At 40.6% G+C, this 20423-nt stretch carries 22 protein-coding genes; 13 read left to right on the top strand and 9 right to left on the bottom strand.

The features are described from left to right. Positions 1-205 precede the first annotated feature (205 nt). The 4 genes from BN8908_RS01390 to aroQ form a co-directional block, all read right to left on the bottom strand. Positions 206-796, bottom strand: coding sequence for a porin family protein (locus BN8908_RS01390; protein ID WP_021987605.1), 591 nt, complete (start codon positions 794-796; stop codon positions 206-208). A gap of 295 nt (positions 797-1091) precedes the next feature. Beyond that, on the bottom strand, positions 1092-1682 hold the full coding sequence (locus BN8908_RS01385) for a porin family protein (RefSeq protein WP_068688546.1): 591 nt from the start codon (positions 1680-1682) through the stop codon (positions 1092-1094). A 144-nt stretch (positions 1683-1826) separates the two neighbouring features. Further along, the gene (gene pyk, locus BN8908_RS01380; protein ID WP_021987607.1) at positions 1827-3227 is read right to left on the bottom strand and encodes a pyruvate kinase; all 1401 of its coding nucleotides are present in this window, start codon (positions 3225-3227) and stop codon (positions 1827-1829) included. A 46-nt stretch (positions 3228-3273) separates the two neighbouring features. Further along, on the bottom strand, positions 3274-3690 hold the full coding sequence (gene aroQ / locus BN8908_RS01375) for a type II 3-dehydroquinate dehydratase (protein WP_235837400.1): 417 nt from the start codon (positions 3688-3690) through the stop codon (positions 3274-3276). Positions 3691-4137: 447 nt separating this feature from the next. On the opposite strand from aroQ, the gene xerD reads away from it, so the two are divergent. Beyond that, on the top strand, positions 4138-5091 hold the full coding sequence (xerD, locus tag BN8908_RS01370) for a site-specific tyrosine recombinase XerD (RefSeq protein WP_021987611.1): 954 nt from the start codon (positions 4138-4140) through the stop codon (positions 5089-5091). Positions 5092-5167: 76 nt separating this feature from the next. Continuing rightward, complete coding sequence (locus BN8908_RS01365; protein ID WP_068688541.1) at positions 5168-5674, top strand: hypothetical protein; 507 nt, start codon at positions 5168-5170, stop codon at positions 5672-5674. Here BN8908_RS01365 and miaA read toward each other — a convergent pair. After that, positions 5656-6588 carry a tRNA (adenosine(37)-N6)-dimethylallyltransferase MiaA gene (gene miaA, locus BN8908_RS01360; RefSeq protein WP_021987613.1) on the bottom strand — a complete coding sequence of 311 codons (933 nt, stop codon included), beginning with the start codon at positions 6586-6588 and terminating at the stop codon, positions 5656-5658. The two genes, BN8908_RS01365 and miaA, sit on opposite strands and share 19 nt — an antisense overlap. Positions 6589-6747: 159 nt before the next feature. Here miaA and BN8908_RS01355 point away from each other — a divergent pair, with 159 nt between their 5' ends. Both BN8908_RS01355 and BN8908_RS01350 read left to right on the top strand, forming a co-directional pair. Beyond that, on the top strand, positions 6748-7560 hold the full coding sequence (locus BN8908_RS01355) for a tetratricopeptide repeat protein (protein WP_021987614.1): 813 nt from the start codon (positions 6748-6750) through the stop codon (positions 7558-7560). A 63-nt stretch (positions 7561-7623) separates the two neighbouring features. Further along, positions 7624-8160: a GNAT family N-acetyltransferase gene (locus BN8908_RS01350; RefSeq protein ID WP_021987615.1), complete on the top strand. Its 537-nt coding sequence runs from the start codon at positions 7624-7626 to the stop codon at positions 8158-8160. Positions 8161-8342: 182 nt separating this feature from the next. Here BN8908_RS01350 and der read toward each other — a convergent pair whose 3' ends face one another. From der to BN8908_RS19025, 3 genes are all read right to left on the bottom strand, one after another. Continuing rightward, positions 8343-9650: a ribosome biogenesis GTPase Der gene (gene der, locus BN8908_RS01345; RefSeq protein WP_021987616.1), complete on the bottom strand. Its 1308-nt coding sequence runs from the start codon at positions 9648-9650 to the stop codon at positions 8343-8345. 45 nt (positions 9651-9695) lie between these two features. Continuing rightward, positions 9696-10577 carry a GTPase Era gene (era, locus tag BN8908_RS01340; RefSeq protein WP_068688539.1) on the bottom strand — a complete coding sequence of 294 codons (882 nt, stop codon included), beginning with the start codon at positions 10575-10577 and terminating at the stop codon, positions 9696-9698. A 1027-nt stretch (positions 10578-11604) separates the two neighbouring features. Next, positions 11605-11733, bottom strand: coding sequence for a hypothetical protein (locus tag BN8908_RS19025; RefSeq protein WP_262361046.1), 129 nt, complete (start codon positions 11731-11733; stop codon positions 11605-11607). A gap of 92 nt (positions 11734-11825) precedes the next feature. Between BN8908_RS19025 and BN8908_RS01330 the strand changes: the two genes are divergently transcribed. Together BN8908_RS01330 and BN8908_RS01325 are read left to right on the top strand one after the other, a co-directional pair. Further along, a complete protein-coding gene (locus tag BN8908_RS01330) occupies positions 11826-13055 on the top strand; it encodes an ROK family transcriptional regulator (protein WP_021987657.1) in 1230 nt (409 codons plus the stop codon). A gap of 12 nt (positions 13056-13067) precedes the next feature. Continuing rightward, the gene (locus BN8908_RS01325; RefSeq protein WP_021987658.1) at positions 13068-13514 is read left to right on the top strand and encodes a NanQ anomerase/TabA/YiaL family protein; all 447 of its coding nucleotides are present in this window, start codon (positions 13068-13070) and stop codon (positions 13512-13514) included. 16 nt (positions 13515-13530) lie between these two features. On the opposite strand, the gene BN8908_RS01320 is transcribed toward BN8908_RS01325, so the two are convergent. Continuing rightward, positions 13531-13926 carry a DUF4890 domain-containing protein gene (locus BN8908_RS01320; RefSeq protein WP_068688535.1) on the bottom strand — a complete coding sequence of 132 codons (396 nt, stop codon included), beginning with the start codon at positions 13924-13926 and terminating at the stop codon, positions 13531-13533. Between the two features lie 164 nt (positions 13927-14090). Between BN8908_RS01320 and BN8908_RS01315 the strand changes: the two genes are divergently transcribed. The 7 genes from BN8908_RS01315 to rsxA all read left to right on the top strand — a co-directional run bounded on the left by BN8908_RS01315 (position 14091) and on the right by rsxA (position 20115). Continuing rightward, a complete protein-coding gene (locus tag BN8908_RS01315; RefSeq protein WP_021987660.1) occupies positions 14091-14525 on the top strand; it encodes a SoxR reducing system RseC family protein in 435 nt (144 codons plus the stop codon). Positions 14526-14636: 111 nt separating this feature from the next. Further along, positions 14637-15734, top strand: coding sequence for a Fe-S cluster domain-containing protein (locus BN8908_RS01310; RefSeq protein ID WP_082989193.1), 1098 nt, complete (start codon positions 14637-14639; stop codon positions 15732-15734). A 12-nt stretch (positions 15735-15746) separates the two neighbouring features. Next, positions 15747-17078 carry an electron transport complex subunit RsxC gene (gene rsxC, locus BN8908_RS01305; protein WP_068688533.1) on the top strand — a complete coding sequence of 444 codons (1332 nt, stop codon included), beginning with the start codon at positions 15747-15749 and terminating at the stop codon, positions 17076-17078. Positions 17079-17144: 66 nt separating this feature from the next. After that, a complete protein-coding gene (locus BN8908_RS01300; protein ID WP_021987662.1) occupies positions 17145-18128 on the top strand; it encodes an RnfABCDGE type electron transport complex subunit D in 984 nt (327 codons plus the stop codon). 105 nt (positions 18129-18233) lie between these two features. Further along, positions 18234-18854, top strand: a complete 621-nt coding sequence (locus BN8908_RS01295) for an RnfABCDGE type electron transport complex subunit G (protein ID WP_227461899.1) — start codon at positions 18234-18236, stop codon at positions 18852-18854. Between the two features lie 87 nt (positions 18855-18941). Next, positions 18942-19529 (top strand): RnfABCDGE type electron transport complex subunit E, encoded by a 588-nt coding sequence (gene rsxE, locus BN8908_RS01290; protein WP_021987664.1) that lies wholly within the window; start codon positions 18942-18944, stop codon positions 19527-19529. A gap of 13 nt (positions 19530-19542) precedes the next feature. Further along, entirely contained in the window at positions 19543-20115 is a 573-nt protein-coding gene (gene rsxA, locus BN8908_RS01285) for an electron transport complex subunit RsxA (protein ID WP_021987665.1), read from the top strand. Positions 20116-20423: the final 308 nt, after the last annotated feature.

Raw genomic sequence — 20423 nt, 5'->3', positions numbered from 1 at the left:
CCGGATATCTGCAAACCAGCCTTTAGCAACACACTGCACGCACAATTCCGGATATTTTCAGACAGACTCAATCATTTTCAATAAAATAACGGTTGGAACCGTTTCCAGCCAAGGACACCGGTACCAACCGTCATTTATTCTCTATCCCCATAGAGAATCGCCCGAAAAGTTGATAATAAAAATAAATGATCTTTTCTACATCACATTAAAACAAATCATTGAAACGATATCCCACCGACAATTGGAACACATGATTCTTATTGTTATCTCCCGCAGCATCCTTATCTATCACATTGGTAATACCAAAATTATAACGGGCTGAAAACATAAAATCTTCCCAATTATAAGATAGTCCCAATGCAAAACTCAAATCAAAGGTATTAAGATCCCGGATTTTCCTTTTTTCAGAATCTCCGTCTTTTGAAAATTTATACTTACCGTTCAACGCAAAACCGAACTGAGGCCCTAAATCCACACTCAATTCATCCCATACATAAAATTTAGCCAAAACAGGTATATTCAGATAATTCACACGCGCCCTACGCTTCCAGCCTTCGAGTTTCTCTGCACGCAACCCTTGACGGGAATACACCAACTCAGGCTGAACCGAAAAATAATCGTTTACCTTGAATTCGGCGAATGCACCCAAATGAAAACTAAGTTTATTCTTATTGTCATCGATGTTCGAAATATTAGTGATATTCCATCCGGCTTTCGGACCGATAACAATCGATTGGGCTTTAAGTCCGGCGACAGACGCCATACATACTGCGAATAGTAAAATAATTTTTTTCATTTTCTCTTCATTTTAATATGAATTCCTCTATTGTTTCAGATCGTAAACTTTAAATTGAGATATAGTCGTCAAAACCGCAATTTAAAATTTCACAATTTTAAATAAAATACAAGAATCATGCCAAAAAAGAAGAAAACAAACAAAAATAAATAAAGAGGTTGCCACAAAAAACAGAATTATCATCACGTCATCTCACGCCATAATCCGTAATTCAAATGATAACAATTGATTAAGATCACCGAATCCTCCCATGGGACAATAAAAAAGTTCCCGGGACAACCTCCTGCATTCCATTTTACAAACGATATCCGACAGACAATTGGAAGACATGATTTCTATTACTGCTTCCGAATTTATCTTTATCAAACACATTACTAAGTCCTAAATTATAACGGGCCGACAACAGAAAACGGTCGAACAGATCGTAAGAAACCCCGAAAAGGAAACTACACTCGATCGTATTTAAATTGCGCATTTTACTTTTGACAGTCGTACCGGACTCTTTATAACGCGCCTTGGCATTCAGTGCGATCCCCAGTTGTGGTCCCAAATCCACACTCAAATGCTCCATGACATAAAGGCGTGCCATAACCGGAATATTCAGGTAATTTACACGATACTTCACGTTCACATTATCCCCGTCAATATCCACCTTATCACGCCATCCCTGACGGGAATAAAGTAATTCCCCCTGAATACCCAGCAGGTCGTTAATCCGCATCTCTGCAAAAGCTCCTACATTTATACTGACTTTATTATCTCCGTCAGAATGGGTCAAATTCGTCACATTCAACCCGACTTTCGGTCCGAATCGGAATTCGGTCTGTGCTTGCGCCGTACCCCAGAGAGCGATCCCCGCGATCAACGCCAATACTAATTTTTTCATTTCGCTCTAGTTTAGTTAGTTTATACAAACACAAAGTTATGAAACATTCTGTGATGAGCGGATACTAAAAATACGGGCATTCACAACAAATACCCGTATTTTATCCTATAAAATGTTAGCGAAACTTAAAAGCGACTTCTTGACTTATTTAATATCGCTGATTTTACATATTTCCATAAAAGAAGCTCCCCTGACATGCCCGAAACTACCTCCGATAACCAGAATATAATCTTCCGGATCATAACCGGCATGCAATAACACATCCGGAATATCACGGATAAACTCATCCCGCGAGGTGGGTTTTTCCGTAAAATAAGGCCGTATCCCAAAAGAAAGTGCCAGTTCCCGCATCACTTTCTGATTATAACAACGGGCATACACAGGCAATGCACCCCGGAAAGCTGACAAATAACGGGCTGTACGTCCACTTAAGGTATCCACGACAATGGCTTTAATGGGCAGCATGGTTGTCGTCTTTACTGCCACACGTGCCAAAGCTGCAGTAATCTCATTATTGATACGCACTAAGCTACGGCCGGAATCAGGAGGTGTCATCAGTTCGTTGGCCTCAGCCACTTTCGTCATCACTTTTACAGCCTCCAAAGGATATTCCCCATAAGCCGTCTCCCCACTCAACATAATCGCATCCGTCCCCATAAACACAGCATTGGCGATATCACTCACTTCTGCACGCGTAGGACGCGGATGGTCAATCATCGTATGCAGCATTTGAGTGGCAATAATAACAGGCTTTTTACTTTCGATACATTTCGTCACAATATAACGTTGAATCCGAGGAATTTTTTCCGCATCGATTTCAATAGCCAAATCCCCACGGGCCACCATTACACCGTAAACATGATCTAAAATCTCATCGATATTATCAACTCCCTCCTGATTTTCAATCTTAGCGATAATTTTGATGTTACTGTTATGCTGGTCCAGGATTTGCTGAATAGCCAGCACGTCTTCTTTATTGCGGACAAAAGAATGGGCGATAAAATCCACTTCGTTTTCGATGGCAAATTCGATAAATGTACGGTCCTTATCACTCAACGACTGCAATTTCATCATCGCCCCCGGTACGTTTACACTTTTCCTATCTTTTACATATCCGGGATTCGTCGCTACAACCTCAAGACGATCGGTATATTTATCCTGTACAATAAACTCCATATCCCCATCGTCAATCAGAATCTTATCCCCGACTTTTATATCGGCCGTAAAATTTTCATAAGAAACATGGATCAGTTTCTCATCCAATGTCAAAGTATCGTCCCCGGTAATATATATGACCTCCCCTTTTTCCACCTCCATCGGCTGCTCGATCAGCTTTGTTCTTATTTCCGGTCCCTTGGTGTCTATCAATAAAGGTATTTTATCAGATACAATCCGGACATTACGGATCACCTTCATAGCATCGTCAAGAGTTTGATGCGCCGTATTCAAACGCACCACATCCATTCCGGCTGCATATAAATCCTGCAAAAAATCCACATCACATCTTTTATCCGATATCGTCGCTACAATTTTTGTTCTCTTCATAATTTTTCAATTTTCTGTCTCCGAATTCTTTATTTTCAAATCTGCATCATTTTCTGCGTAAAAGCAATGCCTGTAATGCCAGTTCATACGAATCCAACCCGAATCCGGTTATCGTTCCAAGACACACTGCCGATAAAAAAGATACATGCCTGAAATTCTCCCGGCGGGCAGTATTGGAAATATGTACTTCTATAACAGGGGTTGTCACAGCAGAAATAGCATCGGCCAATGCAATAGACGTATGTGTATAGGCGCCGGCATTCAATATAATACCCTCGTAAGAAAAACCCGTCTCGTGAATCTTATTGATCAGTTCGCCTTCTATATTGGACTGAAAATAGTCCATATCTATACCTTCATATTTTTCACGTAACACGTTCAAATATTCATCAAATCCCTCTTTCCCGTATATACCCGGCTCTCGTATACCGAGTAAATTCAGATTGGGACCATTCATTATCATTATTTTCCCATTCATCATTCAATATTTCTGTCAGTTCACAAATTTAGTCATTTTTTCGAGGTTAAAAATCAAAAAAGAAGGATTCTTGATATTAATATACCGTTTCATTTTCTGACTTCCAAAAGACGATTTCATACATTTTGAACACAATTCTAATCATTATCCGTTAATAGCGCTCCTCCCAAATAAATTATCATTATGACAAAACTATGTAAAGAATGATATTGCATTTTTGGACGAAATTCTAAATTTTGCATAAGAAATTTTGCCTTTTATCTAATAATTAATTTACTTTGTATTATTATTTTGAGATAATTATAGTGAGATAAATTAAAAAATATATATCTTTACCGACGAATTTATATTATATCGATAAAACAATATTTATATGAATACACTTATATCGATACATTGGGATAATTTATTAATAACTTTAAACTAACACACATGACTTGGGAAAATGCCATTGAAAGCTACAAGACATTCTTAATTCTCGAAAAATCGCTCTCAGCCAATTCAGTTGAAGCTTATTTGAATGATGTCAGAAAATTAGCTACTTATTGTGAAGAAACTTTGAAAGTAAAAGGACCGGAAAAAATCTCCTATGACATGCTGAAAGATTATATCAGTTATGTAAATGAGGCAGGTGTAACCAACCGGACTCAAGCCAGAAGTATTTCCAGCATCCGTTCCTTCTTCAAATATTTAGCTTATGACGGAGTATTGGAAAACAACCCTGCAAAATTGCTGGAAGCACCGAAAATCGGACGTAAACTTCCCAGTGTCCTTACTGTAGATGAAATCGATGCCATTTTACGTGCCGTCGAAATGTATAAGCCGGAAGGACAAAGAAACAAAGCAATCATCGAAACACTCTACTCTTGCGGATTACGTGTATCGGAATTGATCAGTGTAAAAATCTCCAACATCAATTTCCGTGGCGGATATATTAAAATCGAAGGAAAAGGGAACAAAGAACGTATAATTCCATTGAGCAAAAATGCAAAAGAGGAAATCAAATTATACATGAAAGGTTACCGAAGCTACCTGGATATAGAACCGGGATACGAAGACGTCTTATTCCTGAACAAACGCGGAACAGCCCTTTCAAGAGTGATGGTATTCAATATTATCAAACATCTGACCACCCGGGCTAAAATCACCAAACAGGTATCTCCGCATACGTTCCGTCATTCATTCGCCTCACACTTGGTTAGTGGCGGTGCTGATTTACGGGCTGTACAGGATATGCTAGGACATGAATCCATCCTGACAACAGAAATCTACACTCATCTTAACAATAATTTTCTGAAAGAAACCCTCAGTAAATATCATCCGCGAATCATCAAAGAAGAGCAGGAAAAAGAGGAAAAGGAAGAAAAAAAGAAAAAGAACGAATGAAATAATTTCAAAGAGAGCGTTTAAATAAACGCTCTTTTTTTATCTTCGCACTCCTAAGTAATCAATCATGACAACAATGGAAAACAAAGAAGATATATTGAAAAAACTCGGCAGCGAAGAAATCCAGTTGAGACAAGAAGCCCTGGCTGCTGTTAAAAACGAAGGGGACATCACAATCGTTCCGGCTTTACTGGATATTCTGACAACTGCAAAAGATCACAAAACAACAGAAGAATTAGTCAATCTATTGGCAGATATCAAAGACAATGCCTTCCCGCAAATTGTAATCGACCGGATCCGGACAACAACCGAAACGATCCCCAAATCACGGTTATTGAGATTATGCTGGGAATCAGCACTGGATTTCTCTCCTTACATCGTTCTCTTTGCAGAGTTGACTCTACAGGAGGATTTCATAGTTGCCCTGGAAGCTTCTACAGCCATAGAAAATATCCATAGAATAGATGAAGAAAAGCGCACAGCAGCAATTCGTATCTTAAAACAAGGAAGTCCCAGTGAAGAAAAACAATTTCTGATCGATAATGCGCTGCACTTCCTGGCAAACTACACCGAAGAAGACTGACAACCCGTTTCCATCAGTTCACGAATCAGCATGACTTTTTCATCCATAGGCAAATTACCGTCAATCCAATGGATGGAAAATCCTTGCCGTTCCATCTTTCTGAACCAGGTCATTTGCCGTTTAGCAAATTGATGAATGGCAATATTCAGCTTTTCAACCATATCCTCATAAGTCAACTGTCCCGTCAGGTAAAGAGTCAGGTATTTATACTCCAATCCGTAATAAATCAAATCCTCAGGTGCAATATCTTGTTCCAGCAATTGTTGCACTTCTTCAACCATCCCGTTTTTCAATCGTTCCTGCAAACGCTTATCGATACGTGTCCGACGTACTTCCCGGCTGACATCCACACCGACAATCAAAGGATGAATCTCCGGAAACTCCCCTTCGATACAAGAATGCAGTTTATAATATTCCTCAATTTCGATAGCCCGCACAGCCCGCTTTACCGTATCCACATCTGTTGTATTATGCATTCGTTTATATGCCGACAGAATAACACTCAATTCAGACAAACTTTTATTTTCCAGTGTTTTCCGCAATGCTTCATTCACAGGCACAGCTAACAAACGATAAGCCTTCAAAACAGCTTCTAAATACAACCCGCTACCACCACACAAAACAGGAAAAACATTCCTGTTTTTACAATCCTTCCATACTTTTACAAAATCCTGCTGATATTCAAAAACGTTGTATTTATATCCGGCATCCACAATATCGATAAGATGATAAGGTATGGACCGCCCTTCATAATCATATTCCTCCAAATCCTTGCCGGTCCCGATATCCATCCCCCGATACACCTGCCGTGAATCGGCACTGATAACCTCCCCGCCTAATTCTGCCGCCATCCGGACGGCCAAGGCCGTTTTACCGCTCGCAGTCGGCCCCAATACACATAAAAGATTAAACATTATTAGTTAATTTTTCGTATATAAATCGTGTCTGTACCCCGGTCAGAGCCAATACCGACTCTGTCAACGGGCAAAGACAAAAGTAATTAATAATATGTTCTATTTCATGAAAACAGACTATATTTGTCTCATTACACCCGACTAAACGACAAACATTCCATGCTCAAATATATATTACTACCCCTACTTTTCATCACAGTTTTTCCGGACATCTGCTGTGCCGTTCCGGATAAACCCCGGAAAGCAATAGAAAAATGGATCAGTGAAAAAAATTACGGCAAAGCCCTGGAAGCACTTACCCGGCTTCCGGAAAAGTGGCAATACGACACAGAAATATTACTGTTAAAAGGAATATGCTACTATCATACAGACTCCCTTTCCTCACAAGCTGTCGGGATATTACAAACCGCTTATGCTGAAAACCAGGAAAAATCACTGAACAAAAGCATCCTCTATCACCTGGCAAAAGCACACTCGGCCAATCGGGAATACATCGAAGCCATCAAAACATATAATAAATTACAGCAATCTATCCCGGCAAATGCAATAGAGTTACTGGACATTATCGAAGAGGAAATCAACTTCTGTAACAAACAAGTCCGGACATACAAGATGACTTCCGGGAAAACGGGGCAACAAACGACTCCCCTCCCGATTGAAACGACAGAAGAACAAAACCGATCAGACACCACACGAACAATCGGCGAGCCGGAAAAAAACACCAAATATACCATTCAGATCTGTTCGATGAGTTTTCCTTTATCCGATGCTTTCTTCAAAGGACAATACGGAATCAAAGTCATGCGTATGGGAGATTTATACCGCTATGTTTACTCCGTATATTATACCCTGGCAGCAGCACGGCAGGATTTACCCAAAGTCAGAAAAGTATATCCCGATGCTTTCATTCGCGAATTCGATGAAGAAAAACTAGGTAAAGCTATTGATCTGAATATGGAAAAAATAAAATAATTTTATAAATTAAGTCCGTTTTTAAACGAGTAAAATTACACCTAATAATTAAAAGTTAATACCATGATGAAAGACGAATTGGTTCTTATAAGAGCCTTGGAACCGGAAGATTTAGAATATTTATATAAATGGGAAAACAATATGGATTTATGGGAAGTCAGTGATACACTCACTCCCTTCTCTCATTTTGCATTGAAGCAATACATTGAAAACTCTCACCGGGATATTTACGAAACCAAACAGGTGCGTTTGATGATATGCAAAGAACAAGACAATACACCTATCGGTCTGGCAGACATATACGATTTCGATCCCTACAACCTAAGGGCCGGTCTGGGAATTATGATTTATGATAAAGAAAACCGTAAACAAGGATATGCTAAAAATGCGATCAAACTGATTATCGACTATTGCTTCGAAGTCCTTGGATTGCATCAGGTATACAGCAGCGTCCCCAGTTGTAACATCGCCAGTCAGAAATTATTCGACTCCCTGACATTCGACCGCACCGGCTATCGTAAAGAGTGGCTGAAAAGAGGAAATGAATGGGAAGATGTTATTTACTACCAGTTATTAGCTTCCTCCTGGAACGGAGAATAAGTCAAAATATAATAATTTTAAATTGTAAATTTTAGATTGTTTTTGGGAAAGTCAGACTTCGGATGACAGCTTTGTTTCTCTTAGAACCAAAACTACTTAAAATTTTTAAATCAGGTCACCCCAATAGCAGATCCGTTTATCTGTCAATCTAAAATTTACAATTTAAAATCTAAAATAACCCATTATTTTTTCCGCATAAATATCTGAATGGGAACGCCGGTGAAATTCCAATTTTCCCGCAGTTTATTTTCAAGAAAACGTTTATACGACTCCTTCACATATTGCGGCAAATTACAATAAAAAGCAAAAGAAGGCGCATGTGTCGGAAGTTGAGAAACGTATTTAATTTTTACCGATTTTCCTTTTACCATTGGAGGAGGATAATTTTCGATCGCCTCCAACATTACCCGGTTGAGTTCGGATGTTTTAATCTTCTGGGTACGCCGTTCATATACCGCTATCGTTGCTTCGAGTGCTTTCAGTAAACGTTGCTTGGTTATTGCCGAAGTAAAAATAATATCAACATCCCTGAAAGGCGCTATTTTTTCACGGATCTCTTTTTCAAAAACAATCGTCGTTTTATGGTCCTTCTCGATCAAATCCCACTTATTCACCAGAATAACGATTCCTTTACGGTTACGCTCGATCAAATGGAATATATTCAAATCCTGGGCTTCCATTCCACGCGTAGCATCGATCAAAAGCATACACACATCAGCATCTTCGATAGCTCTCACCGAACGCATCACGGAATAAAATTCCACATCCTCATTTACTTTAGCCCGTTTACGCAATCCCGCCGTATCTACCAAAAGAAAATCATGACCGAAACGGTTATAACGGGTATACAAGGAATCTCGGGTTGTGCCGGCAATATCTGTAACAATATTCCGTTCTTCACCGATCAAAGCATTAATCGTAGAAGACTTTCCGACATTGGGACGTCCCACTATCGTTATATGCGGTAAATGATCTGTATCTTCAATCGTATCTTCCTTAAAATTAGAAACAACCTGATCCAGCAACTCTCCGGTTCCAAAACCGCTGGCAGAAGATACACAATAAACTTCACTATCGATACCCAAACGATAAAACTCACTGGCATCATATATCCGGTCATTGGTATCGACCTTATTGGCGACCAGATAGATCGGCTTTTTGACATTGCGCAATAACCGGGCAAAATTCTCGTCCAATCCGGTCAGACCTATTTCCACGTCTACCATAAAGAGAATAACATCCGCTTCATCAAGGGCCAAAAGCACCTGCTTATTGATCTCCTCCTCAAAAATATCATCACTTTTAGACACATACCCTCCGGTATCAATGACCGAAAATTCTTTTCCGTTCCATTCCCCTTTTCCGTAATTCCGGTCCCTCGTCACTCCACTCTCCTCGTTCACGATAGCTTTCCGGCTACCGATAAGCCGGTTGAAAAGTGTAGACTTCCCGACATTGGGTCTTCCGACTATTGCAACTATATTACTCATAAATATCCTATTCAGATTAAATTTAAATGAAAACAGCAAAATAATTTACTGTACATATCCGAATTTTTTCAAATCCTGATCCTTATTCCGCCAGTCTTTTTGCACCTTAACGTAAAGACTCAAAAAAACGTTTTTCCCGAAAAATTGTTCGATATCTTGCCGAGCCTCTGTGCCGACCTTCTTCAAAGCAGCTCCCTGGTGTCCGATAATAATACCTTTTTGCGATTCCCGTTCCACATATATTACGGCCATAATATTGATCCGCTTATTGTCCTCCTGGAATTCCTCCACTTCTACCTGCACCGAATAAGGTATCTCACGGTCATAATTCAACAATATTTTTTCCCGGATAATTTCATTGACAAAAAAACGGGCAGGCAAATCTGTCAGATCGTCTTTCGGGAAATAAGGCTCCCCCTCAGGCAACAACTCCAAAATCCTCCGATATAAATTATCCACATTAAAATTTTCAGTCGCAGATATCGGAAAAATTTCTGCCCGCGGAATCAATGTCTTCCAATTCTCAAATAAAGCTTCCAACTTCTGCTGGTCTGTCAGATCAATCTTATTGATAACCAACAAAACAGGGGCTTTCATGTGATTTACCTTCTCTATAAAATCGGCATTTTTCCGAATATCTTCCACCACATCCGTCACATACAGGATAATATCGGCATCCACCAAAGCGGATTTCGAAAATTCAAGCATACACTCCTGCATCTTGTAACTCGGTTTTACAACTCCGGGTGTATCGGAAAATACGATCTGAAAATCCGGTTCATTCACAATTCCTTTGATCCGATGGCGAGTCGTCTGCGACTTGGAAGTGATGATCGATATCTTCTCTCCCACCAAACGGTTCATCAATGTAGATTTTCCTACATTGGGATTACCGACTATATTTACAAATCCTGATTTATGACTCATGTAGTAACATATATTTTAGCGGTGCAAAGATAGATATAAAAGTCGAAAGTCCCAAAGACACCAACCTCTTATAAAATAACCACATATTAAGGTCAACCGGCCGTTCATAGAACTTCGGCATCCCCAACCTCATTTGATTTTTAACAATTCTTAATTTATGATCCCGTTTCCATAACATCAGCTATCATTTATTCCTATCGTAAACCCTTTCTTGGGCTACGTATCTGCTCCATATTCAATCCAAAACCTAGATAAAATGTAGATTTGCGATTTTAGATTAAACGAAATCCAACGACAAATCCCTTTGCCAAGCAATTTAAAATCTAAAATCTAAAATTTAAAATCATAAACCACCTCTTCGAAACCCCTCTACAAATCAACAATCTCCCCAATCGGAAATCAAAAATCATAAATCGTAAATTACACAATGAGTCCGTCCCAGTGTGTAATTTTCTCCCTCCCTGTTTCCCAATCTAAAATCTAAAATCTAAAATTTAAAATCAAAAACTACCTCTTCGAAACCCTTCTACGAATCAACAATCTCCCCAATCGTAAATCAAAAATCATAAATCGTAAATTACACAATGAGTCCGTCCCAGTGTGTTATTTTCTCCCTCCCTGTTTCTCAATTTAAAATCCAAAATCTACAATTTAAAATTCCAAACAACCTTTTCGAAACCCTTCTACAAATCAGCAATCCCCCAATCGGAAATCATAAATCGTAAATCGTAAATTACACAATGAGTCCGTCCCAATGTGTAATTTTCTCCCTACCTGTTTTTCAATTTAAAATCTAAAATCTAAAATTTAAAATCATAAACCATCTCTTCCAAAACCCCTCTACAAATCAACAATCTCCCCAATCGGAAATCAAAAATCATAAATCGTAAATTACACAATCAGTCCGTCCCAGTGTGTAATTTTCTCCCTCCCTGTTTCCCAATCTAAAATCTAAAATTTAAAATCATAAACTACCTCTTCGAAACCCTTCTACGAATCAGCATTCACCCCAATCGGAAATCAAAAATCATAAATCGTAAATTACACAATGAGTCCGTCCCAATGTGTTATTTTCTCCCTCCCTGTTTCCCAATTTAAAATCATAAACCACAAACTTCCCTTCTGCCTCTTCCTGATTTTTTATCAAATACGGCAAAATAACATTTATTTATTGTAAATTATTTTTTAATTTTTTTATATTTGTAATCGAATTCTTAAACAAAGAGCAAGTTTTTAAAAATATTACATATGGTAGACTTTAGTAGCGTGTTAAAATTCGGAAGTGATAAAAATTCCGGATCAGAATATAAAAATGGTCTATTAAAAAAAAGTATATTGGCTTATCTTGTAACAGTTGAAGAAGCCACAATTGCAGATTTATCCAAAGAATTAAATATAAGTATTCCGACAGCCACCAAGCTGGTCTCTGAACTAAAAGACGACGGTTATCTTACTGACCACGGCAAAATAGAAACAGCCGGAGGACGTCGTCCTAACGTATTCGGATTGGCTTCAGATGCGTTCTATTTTTTAGGTGTTGATGTCAGAAGAAGGAGGATCGAATTTGTTTTGGTCGATTTCAAAGGAAGTATCATCAATAAAAAAGAAGATACACTTTTTGTGCTGGAAAATACTCCGGAAGCTTTCGAACACGTATGTGAAGAAATAGAAAAATTCATCGCAGAGATCGACGTTCCGCAAGAAAAGATCATCGGAATGGGTATGAGCCTTACGGGACGCGTAGATTCGAACAACGGTTATAGCTATACGTATTTCAATTTTAACGAAACCCCTCTTACCGATATTCTGCAGGAACGTTTGAACATACTCACTTATATCGAAAACGACAGTCGGGCGATGATGTATGCCGAAAAAATATTTGGTGTCGTAAAAGACGAAAAAAATGTACTGTTCCTTAATCTGGGCCGGGGTGTCGGAGTCGGTATGATGTTCGATGATAAACTCTATTACGGGAAAACCGGATTTGCAGGAGAATTCGGCCATATCCCTCTGTTCGACAACGAAATCATTTGTCATTGCGGTAAAAAGGGATGTCTGGAAACGGAAGCATCGGGTATTGCTTTGGAAAAAATGTTTGTTACCCGCATGAATGCCGGCGAAACCTCTGTCTTATCTGAAAAAAAGAAAAGCGGTAAAGACATCCTGCTATACGACATTATTGAAGCCGCCAACAATGACGATGTTTTATCCATCAGTCTGATTTCTGAAATTGCAGAAAAGCTGGGCCGGGGCGTCGGTGTACTGATCAACCTATTTAATCCGGAACTGGTCATTATCGGAGGTAGCCTATCGTTAGTGGGCGACTATCTGATGCTCCCTCTAAAAACGGCAATCAATAAATATTCATTGAGTCTGGTCAGTAAAGACACGAAATTCAAAATTTCCCGGCTGGGAGATAATGCAAGTGTCATCGGGGTTGCCATGTTAATCAGGGCTAAAATATTGAATGTCATCTAATAAGTCCACAACATGATCATCGGAAAACTGGAAGACAGTCTGAGAATAGAAGGGTTACATCCGGCCTTCAAACGTGTATTTGATTATATCAAATCACACGATATATTGCATACGGTTCCTGGAAAAATAGACATCGACGGAGAAAATATCTGGATCAATATTGCCGAACCGGAAATGCGTAATTTACGGGATGCCGACATCGAAATCCATAAAGAATACATCGATATACAGGTTCTACTCTCCGGAAAAGAATCTTTTGGCTGGAAAGCAACACGCGATTTGAAAGCCGAAAAAAAAGCCTATACCCGGGAAAACGACATCGCTTTCTATTCGGATAAGGCCGATTTGATTTTCACTCTTTCTCCCGGAGAATTTGTCATCTTTTTTCCAGAAGACGGTCATGCTCCTTGCATCGGAGAAGGACACATCAAAAAGCTGGTTGCCAAAATCAAACTATAACCAACGCCGGCCGCTCTTAGCGGGGACTGCGGCGATCTCCCTGTTCCCGGCGCTCCTGTTGACGTTTAGCCTCATTTTCCCGGTACTGTTTAAATTGTTCCTCTGTCAGGATTTTTTTCAACTGTGCCTCGTTTTCTTCACGGCTTTTCTTCATCTCCGCCCGCATCTCTTCACGGCTTTTTTTATTTTTCCGGACACTTTCACCCCGTTTCTTAAAAGAATCGACAAACCAGGTTTTCAGTTCTTTCTGTTGCTGATCGGTCAGTTTTAATTCCTCATTCATCCGTTCAACCATCCGGTCTGCTACTTTCTCAGGATCCATGCGCTCTCCGGGCTCCCGACGTTGCTGAGGATTCGAATGACAGGAAAATAGAAATACAAATAAAGAAAACAATAATAAAATCTTTCTCATAGCTCTTCAATTAAAATTATGAAATTCTTTTTTATGACAACGATAACCGGAAAAAGTTTATCCGGACAATCCAATTTAATATTGTGAAGCTATTATTTTTAACTTTTTACCTTTTATCATTTAGCTTTTAATTTTAACTTTGCACGTATTTTGGAATTTTTGGAATGACTCAAAGAGAAAGAATAGGACATGAAGGGATAATCAAAAATATCGGTAAAAAAACTATCGATATCCTCCTCATCAGTCGTTCTGCCTGTGCAAGCTGTCATGCAAAAGGGATGTGCGGAATGGCTGATATGGCCGTGAAAACGATTACAGCCCAACGTCCGGACTTTCCCGTAGAACATGGTCAAAAAGTAGTGGTATACGCGCGCATGGAAGATGCTTTATTTTCGGTATTAGTCGCTTATGTATTTCCGGCAATACTGATTATAGCCCTGATAGCCTGGTTGACCTTAACCGGGGAGGATGAACTTTTGGCAGCTTTAGTAGCATTGGGAGGCGTTGTTTTTTATTATGTGCTATTGTATTTATTCCGTAAAAAAATCGGGAAAAGAATAAAATTTACTGTAGAGAGATTCAGAGAAGGAGAAATTTGAACATTCATAGACACGAAGAAATAAAACGGAGAAAAGCCTGTAAAGACAAGCTGAATACAATCCGAAATATACATAAAAGCTAAGTTGATATATAATTTATAATTAAAATACATGAATACACTTGTTATCACGATTATCTCATTATGTGCTATCGGTATAGTATCAGCTATTATCCTTTATGTCGTAGCACAAAAATTCAAGGTGGAAGAAGATCCGCGCATAGACATCGTGGAAGGCCTTCTGCCGGGTGCCAATTGCGGCGGATGTGGCTATCCCGGATGCCGGGGATTAGCAGAGGCAGCTGTAAAATCCGATACGATGGACGGTATTATGTGCCCTGTAGGCGGCAGTGTAACCATGCAAAAAGTCGCTGCTGCATTGGGACGTGAGGTGGCCGAGCAAACACCGAAAATAGCCGTCGTCAGATGCAACGGCAGTTGCGAAAACCGTCCACGGACCTCTCAATATGACGGCGCACGTTCATGTGCCATCGAGCACAATTTATATGTGGGCGACACAGCTTGTAGCTTTGGTTGCCTCGGATGCGGTGATTGTGTCAGCGCTTGTCCTTTCGATGCCATTCATATGAATGAAAAAACAGGACTGCCCGAGGTCGACGATGTTAAATGTGTAGCTTGCGGTGCCTGCGTAAAAGCATGTCCGCGCAATATCATCGAACTGCGTAACAAAGGCCCGAAAGACCGGCGGGTATTCGTCTCTTGTGTCAATAAAGACAAGGGCGGTGTGGCCCGGAAAGCTTGCCAGGTAGCTTGTATCGGCTGTATGAAATGTGCCAAAGAATGTCCTTTCGAAGCAATTACAGTAGAAAACAACCTGGCCTATATCGACTATTCAAAATGTCGCTTATGTCGCAAATGTGTCAGTGTATGCCCCACCGGAGCGATACATGAAGTAAACTTCCCGGCCCGGAAAATTACGACAGACACACCCAAAACAGAAGTAAAAAGCAATGTTGTCAATGTACCCCAGACAGAGGCTACCCGAACAACGGCAGAAGTAAAACCTGAAAAAGCAGTACCTGCAGCAGAAGAAACCGCAAAGCCCGTAGAAAGGCAAGAAATAAAAACCACGGAAACGGTAAAACCTGTAGAAACAGCAAAACCCGTGGAAGAAGCAACAGAAAAAATGCCGGAAAAAACACAAGAGGAGAAAACGGCAACCCAACAAGAAATAGATTTTAAAATTTAAAAATAATACGCTGTGTTAAAGACATTTAAAATCGGTGGCGTACATCCGCCTGAAAGTAAATTGACATCCGGCGGGAAAATACAGAAACTACCTGTACCCGAACAGGTAATTATCCCTCTGGGACAACATATAGGAGCCCCGGCTACTCCTGTTGTACAAAAAGGTGACACTGTAAAAGCCGGTCAGCTGATCGGTCAGGCATCAGGATTCGTATCTGCCAATGTACACAGTTCTGTCTCAGGAACTGTTTTGGCCGTAGAAAACCGTCCGGATGCGGCAGGCCTGCAAAAACCTTGCGTAGTGATTAAGGTCGAAGGAGATGAATGGATGGAAGGAATCGATTGTTCTGAAAAAATCGATCACAACATCACGGCATCCCAAGAAGAAATTTTAAAGGCCATTACGGCTGCCGGGATTGTCGGTATGGGAGGTGCGACCTTCCCCACTCAGGTGAAATTATCTCCGCCTCCGGGTAGCAAGGCTGAAATTCTGATCATCAACGGTGTCGAATGTGAACCTTATCTGACAGCCGACCACCGGATTATGCTGGAACGGGCAGAAGAAATCATCATAGGCGTACAGATACTGATGAAAGCCATCGATGTAAAACAGGCAATCATCGGCATTGAAAACAACAAACGGGATGCCATCGACCGTCTGACATCAATTACCTCAAAAGTTTTGGGCATAGAGATTTGCCCTCTGAAAGTGAAATACCCGCAAGGGGGAGAAAAGCAATTGATTAAAGCAACGACAGGACGTGCTGTTCCGTCAGGTGCATTACCGATTGCTGTAGGAGCCGTCGTACAAAATGTAGGTACGGCACTGGCTGTTTATGAAGCCGTCATGAAACACAAGCCCTTGATGGAACGTGTCGTTACCGTAACCGGGAAATCCATGAACAATCCGGGTAATTTTCTGTGCCGTATCGGTACTCCGGTCTCGGAACTGATAAACGCTGCAGGCGGCCTGCCGGAAGATACGGCCAAAGTCATCGGCGGAGGACCTATGATGGGACGTACAATGGCCAATATCGACTCTCCGGTCATGAAAGGTACGAGTGGAGTACTGATCATAAATGAAAAAGAGGGGCCTCGCAAGCCGAGCCGGAATTGCATCCGCTGTTCGAAATGTGTTTCTGCTTGTCCGATGGGATTAGAGCCTTATTTACTGATGACTCTTTCCCGCCACGACTTATTGGAACGTCTGGAAGCAGAGAAAGTAATGGACTGCATCGAGTGCGGTTCGTGTAGTTACACCTGTCCGGCTGACAGACCTTTACTGGACTATATCCGCTTGGGTAAAGCCCGTACCGGAGTCATGATCAGAAACAGAAAGAAATAATACATGGCAGATTTTAAATTGCAAATCATTCATTCAATTTAAAATCTAAAATCTAAAATTTTAAATATGAAATTATTAATATCTCCATCTCCGCACTTACATAACAACGATTCGATCGAAAAAAATATGTACGGGGTATTGATTGCACTGATTCCTGCTTTCATCTGTTCCGTCTTATTTTTCGGGATGGGAGCAGTCATTGTAACTTTGACATCAGTGGTCGCCTGTCTGATATTCGAATACCTGATTCAAAAATTTTTACTGAAATGCCAGCCGTCTGTTTTTGACGGTTCGGCTATCATTACCGGAGTTTTGCTGGCCTTCAACGTACCTTCCAACTTGCCGGTATGGATTGTTATCATCGGTGCTTTAGTGGCTATCGGAATCGGCAAGATGAGTTTCGGCGGATTGGGATGTAACATCTTCAATCCGGCTTTGGTAGGACGTGTTTTCTTATTGATATCATTTCCGGTTCAAATGACAACCTGGCCGAAACCGCTGGGTTTAGCCAGTTCTTACGTAGATGCCGAAACAGGAGCTACACCTTTGGCTATCCTAAAAGAAGCTTTAAAAAGCGGACAATCGGTGACGGAAGTCATGTCGTCCGGGAATATTGCCGGTTACCGGGAAATGTTTTTAGGCAATATGGGCGGTAGCTTGGGTGAAGTAGCTGCCATTGCACTGCTAGTCGGATTCGTATACATGTTATTCCGGAAAATTATCACCTGGCATATCCCCGTAACGATCTTCGCTACCGTATTCGTATTCTCAGGTATCCTTTATCTATGCAACCCGGAACATTTTGTAAGCCCGGTATTCCATTTACTAAGCGGAGGTATGATGCTCGGAGCCATCTTTATGGCGACGGATTACGTAACCTCGCCTATGGCTGTAAAAGGAATGGTTATTTACGGAATAGGTATCGGTATAATTACCGTTATCGTCCGCGTTTTCGGAGCATATCCGGAAGGGATGTCATTTGCCATCCTGATCATGAACGGTTTCACTCCGCTGATCAACAGATATTGTAAACCGGCAAGATTCGTATAATTTTAAATTGTAAATTATAGATTGTAAATTCTTAATTTAAAATTTAAAATCTAAAATTTAAAATCAATCATGATGGGAAAAAAATTAGAGTCAAACTTTATAAATATGGTGGTAGTGTTATTTGCTGTCACCTTGATAGCATCGGCGGCAGTTGGATATGTCTATTCATTGACTGCGGAGCCGATAAACCAGGCTAAACAGGCAAAACAAGTAAACGCCATCCGCCAGGTTATCCCGGGAGAATTCGATAACAATCCAAGTATGGATGCCTGGAAAATAGCTACGGACAGCAAACTGGATTATCCATACCTCTATAAAGAAAAAAAACCGGACAGCCTGGTTGTTTATCCGGCCAAAAAGAACGGTGAACTGATCGGTACAGCCGTAAAAACATTGAGTAATGACGGTTTCGGCGGACAGGTATGGTTAATGGTCGGTTTCAACAAAGACGGGTCGATCTACAATTATTCAGTACTGGAACACAAAGAGACTCCGGGCCTGGGCTCCAAAATGGACATCTGGTTTACCAAAGAAGGCAAAGGCAGTATTATCGGGAAAATCCCGGGTACAACCGGCCTAAAGGTAACAAAAGACGGAGGCGACGTCGATGCAATCACAGCAGCGACGATCTCATCCCGGGCGTTCCTGGATGCTGTCAACCGTGCTGCTGCCGCAATAAGCAACAACACAACGCCTGTTGCAGATACGACACAACAAAACCAATAAACGACGATTTTTGATTTCAGATTTACGTCACCTCAGATTGTTGAAGCCTTCGTAAATCATAAATCGTAAATCATAAATCCAAAAACCATGAATAATTTAAAAGTTTTTACCAACGGCATATTCAAAGAAAATCCGACATTCGCACTATTGTTGGGAATGTGCCCGACTTTAGGTGTAACCACTTCCGCCATCAACGGTATGGGCATGGGACTCGCTACAGCCTTCGTATTAGTCATGTCGAATCTCGTGATATCTGTGGTATCCAATATTATTCCGGATAAAATCCGTATCCCTTCATTCATCGTTATCATTGCTGCCTTCGTTACAGTTGTAGATATGTCCATGCAGGCTTATCTCCCGGCTTTACATGCCTCTTTGGGCCTGTTCATCCCATTGATAGTCGTAAACTGTATCGTATTGGGACGGGCGGAAGCATTCGCATCTAAAAATAAAGCCCTGCCGTCTATTTTAGACGGACTGGGGATGGGACTCGGTTTTACCCTCAGTTTGACGCTCCTGGGGACAATACGGGAATTACTGGGAAGCGGTAAAGCATTCAACCTGCCGGTCTTTAATGAAAATTACGGAATGCTGGTCTTTGTTCTCGCTCCGGGTGCCTTCCTTGCATTAGGATATCTTATCGCCATCGTAAATAAAATCAGAAAAGCAAACTAATTGATCTAAAACTATGGGTTATATTATACTTATCATATCAGCCATCTTTGTCAGCAACATCGTACTGGCACAGTTTCTGGGTATCTGTCCGTTCCTCGGTGTATCCAAAAAGGTTTCAACAGCAGTGGGGATGACCGGAGCCGTTACTTTCGTCATGATCCTCGCTACCTTGGTAACCTATATCGTTCAGGTGACAATTCTGACGCCCCTGAACATTGAATTCATGCAAACCATTACATTCATTCTGATCATCGCAGCATTGGTGCAGATGGTAGAAATTATACTGAAAAAAGTCAGTCCCTCCCTTTATCAGGCCTTGGGGGTTTTCCTGCCTTTAATTACAACCAACTGTGCCGTATTGGGTGTCGCTATTATGGTTATCCAGAAAAACTTTACATTACTCTCATCCATCGTATTTGCCGGAGCTACAGCAATCGGTTTCGGTTTGGCTCTCATCATCTTTGCAGGAATACGGGAACAACTCGAGTTAACCGAAGTTCCCAAAGGCATGAAAGGCTCCCCGATCGCATTGATTACAGCCGGACTATTAGCAATGGCCTTTATGGGCTTCTCCGGTATTGTCTGAAAGTAAAAAATGAAAGAAAGTCATTATTTATAAATAATTTTTTTACCGAATATTTTTATAAAAAACACATATGTCCCGGAAAAAATCCGGGACATTTATTTTATTTATAATCAAGATATTAACACCACTAAAACATCTATTTCCGCAGCTTGATTTCCTCTCTTCAGACAGATGTTTTTCCCCTCCTTCCCGGCTGAAACGGGAAAAAACCATTTGGTAATATGCCGGATTTTATCGAATATTGCATACGGATTGGTAGTGGTGTATCGATTTTCTAACAATAAAATATAAAAAAAACATTTATGCGT

Origin of the sequence: Culturomica massiliensis (assembly GCF_900091655.1) — a bacterium.
GTDB lineage: Bacteria > Bacteroidota > Bacteroidia > Bacteroidales > Marinifilaceae > Culturomica > Culturomica massiliensis.
This window is presented reverse-complemented; position numbering and strand designations above follow the sequence as displayed.

Coding starts and splice junctions, on each gene's coding strand:
- BN8908_RS01300 (WP_021987662.1), top strand. CDS start 17,145: ATGAAATTATTAATATCTCCATCTCCGCACTTACATAACAACGATTCG.
- BN8908_RS01385 (WP_068688546.1), bottom strand. CDS start 1,682: ATGAAAAAATTAGTATTGGCGTTGATCGCGGGGATCGCTCTCTGGGGT.
- BN8908_RS01320 (WP_068688535.1), bottom strand. CDS start 13,926: ATGAGAAAGATTTTATTATTGTTTTCTTTATTTGTATTTCTATTTTCC.
- der (WP_021987616.1), bottom strand. CDS start 9,650: ATGAGTAATATAGTTGCAATAGTCGGAAGACCCAATGTCGGGAAGTCT.
- BN8908_RS01390 (WP_021987605.1), bottom strand. CDS start 796: ATGAAAAAAATTATTTTACTATTCGCAGTATGTATGGCGTCTGTCGCC.
- era (WP_068688539.1), bottom strand. CDS start 10,577: ATGAGTCATAAATCAGGATTTGTAAATATAGTCGGTAATCCCAATGTA.
- BN8908_RS01330 (WP_021987657.1), top strand. CDS start 11,826: ATGGTAGACTTTAGTAGCGTGTTAAAATTCGGAAGTGATAAAAATTCC.
- BN8908_RS01365 (WP_068688541.1), top strand. CDS start 5,168: ATGGAAAACAAAGAAGATATATTGAAAAAACTCGGCAGCGAAGAAATC.
- miaA (WP_021987613.1), bottom strand. CDS start 6,588: ATGTTTAATCTTTTATGTGTATTGGGGCCGACTGCGAGCGGTAAAACG.
- aroQ (WP_235837400.1), bottom strand. CDS start 3,690: ATGATAATGAATGGTCCCAATCTGAATTTACTCGGTATACGAGAGCCG.
- BN8908_RS01350 (WP_021987615.1), top strand. CDS start 7,624: ATGATGAAAGACGAATTGGTTCTTATAAGAGCCTTGGAACCGGAAGAT.
- BN8908_RS01310 (WP_082989193.1), top strand. CDS start 14,637: ATGAATACACTTGTTATCACGATTATCTCATTATGTGCTATCGGTATA.
- BN8908_RS01325 (WP_021987658.1), top strand. CDS start 13,068: ATGATCATCGGAAAACTGGAAGACAGTCTGAGAATAGAAGGGTTACAT.
- BN8908_RS01315 (WP_021987660.1), top strand. CDS start 14,091: ATGACTCAAAGAGAAAGAATAGGACATGAAGGGATAATCAAAAATATC.
- rsxE (WP_021987664.1), top strand. CDS start 18,942: ATGAATAATTTAAAAGTTTTTACCAACGGCATATTCAAAGAAAATCCG.
- pyk (WP_021987607.1), bottom strand. CDS start 3,227: ATGAAGAGAACAAAAATTGTAGCGACGATATCGGATAAAAGATGTGAT.
- rsxA (WP_021987665.1), top strand. CDS start 19,543: ATGGGTTATATTATACTTATCATATCAGCCATCTTTGTCAGCAACATC.
- xerD (WP_021987611.1), top strand. CDS start 4,138: ATGACTTGGGAAAATGCCATTGAAAGCTACAAGACATTCTTAATTCTC.
- BN8908_RS01355 (WP_021987614.1), top strand. CDS start 6,748: ATGCTCAAATATATATTACTACCCCTACTTTTCATCACAGTTTTTCCG.
- BN8908_RS01295 (WP_227461899.1), top strand. CDS start 18,234: ATGGTGGTAGTGTTATTTGCTGTCACCTTGATAGCATCGGCGGCAGTT.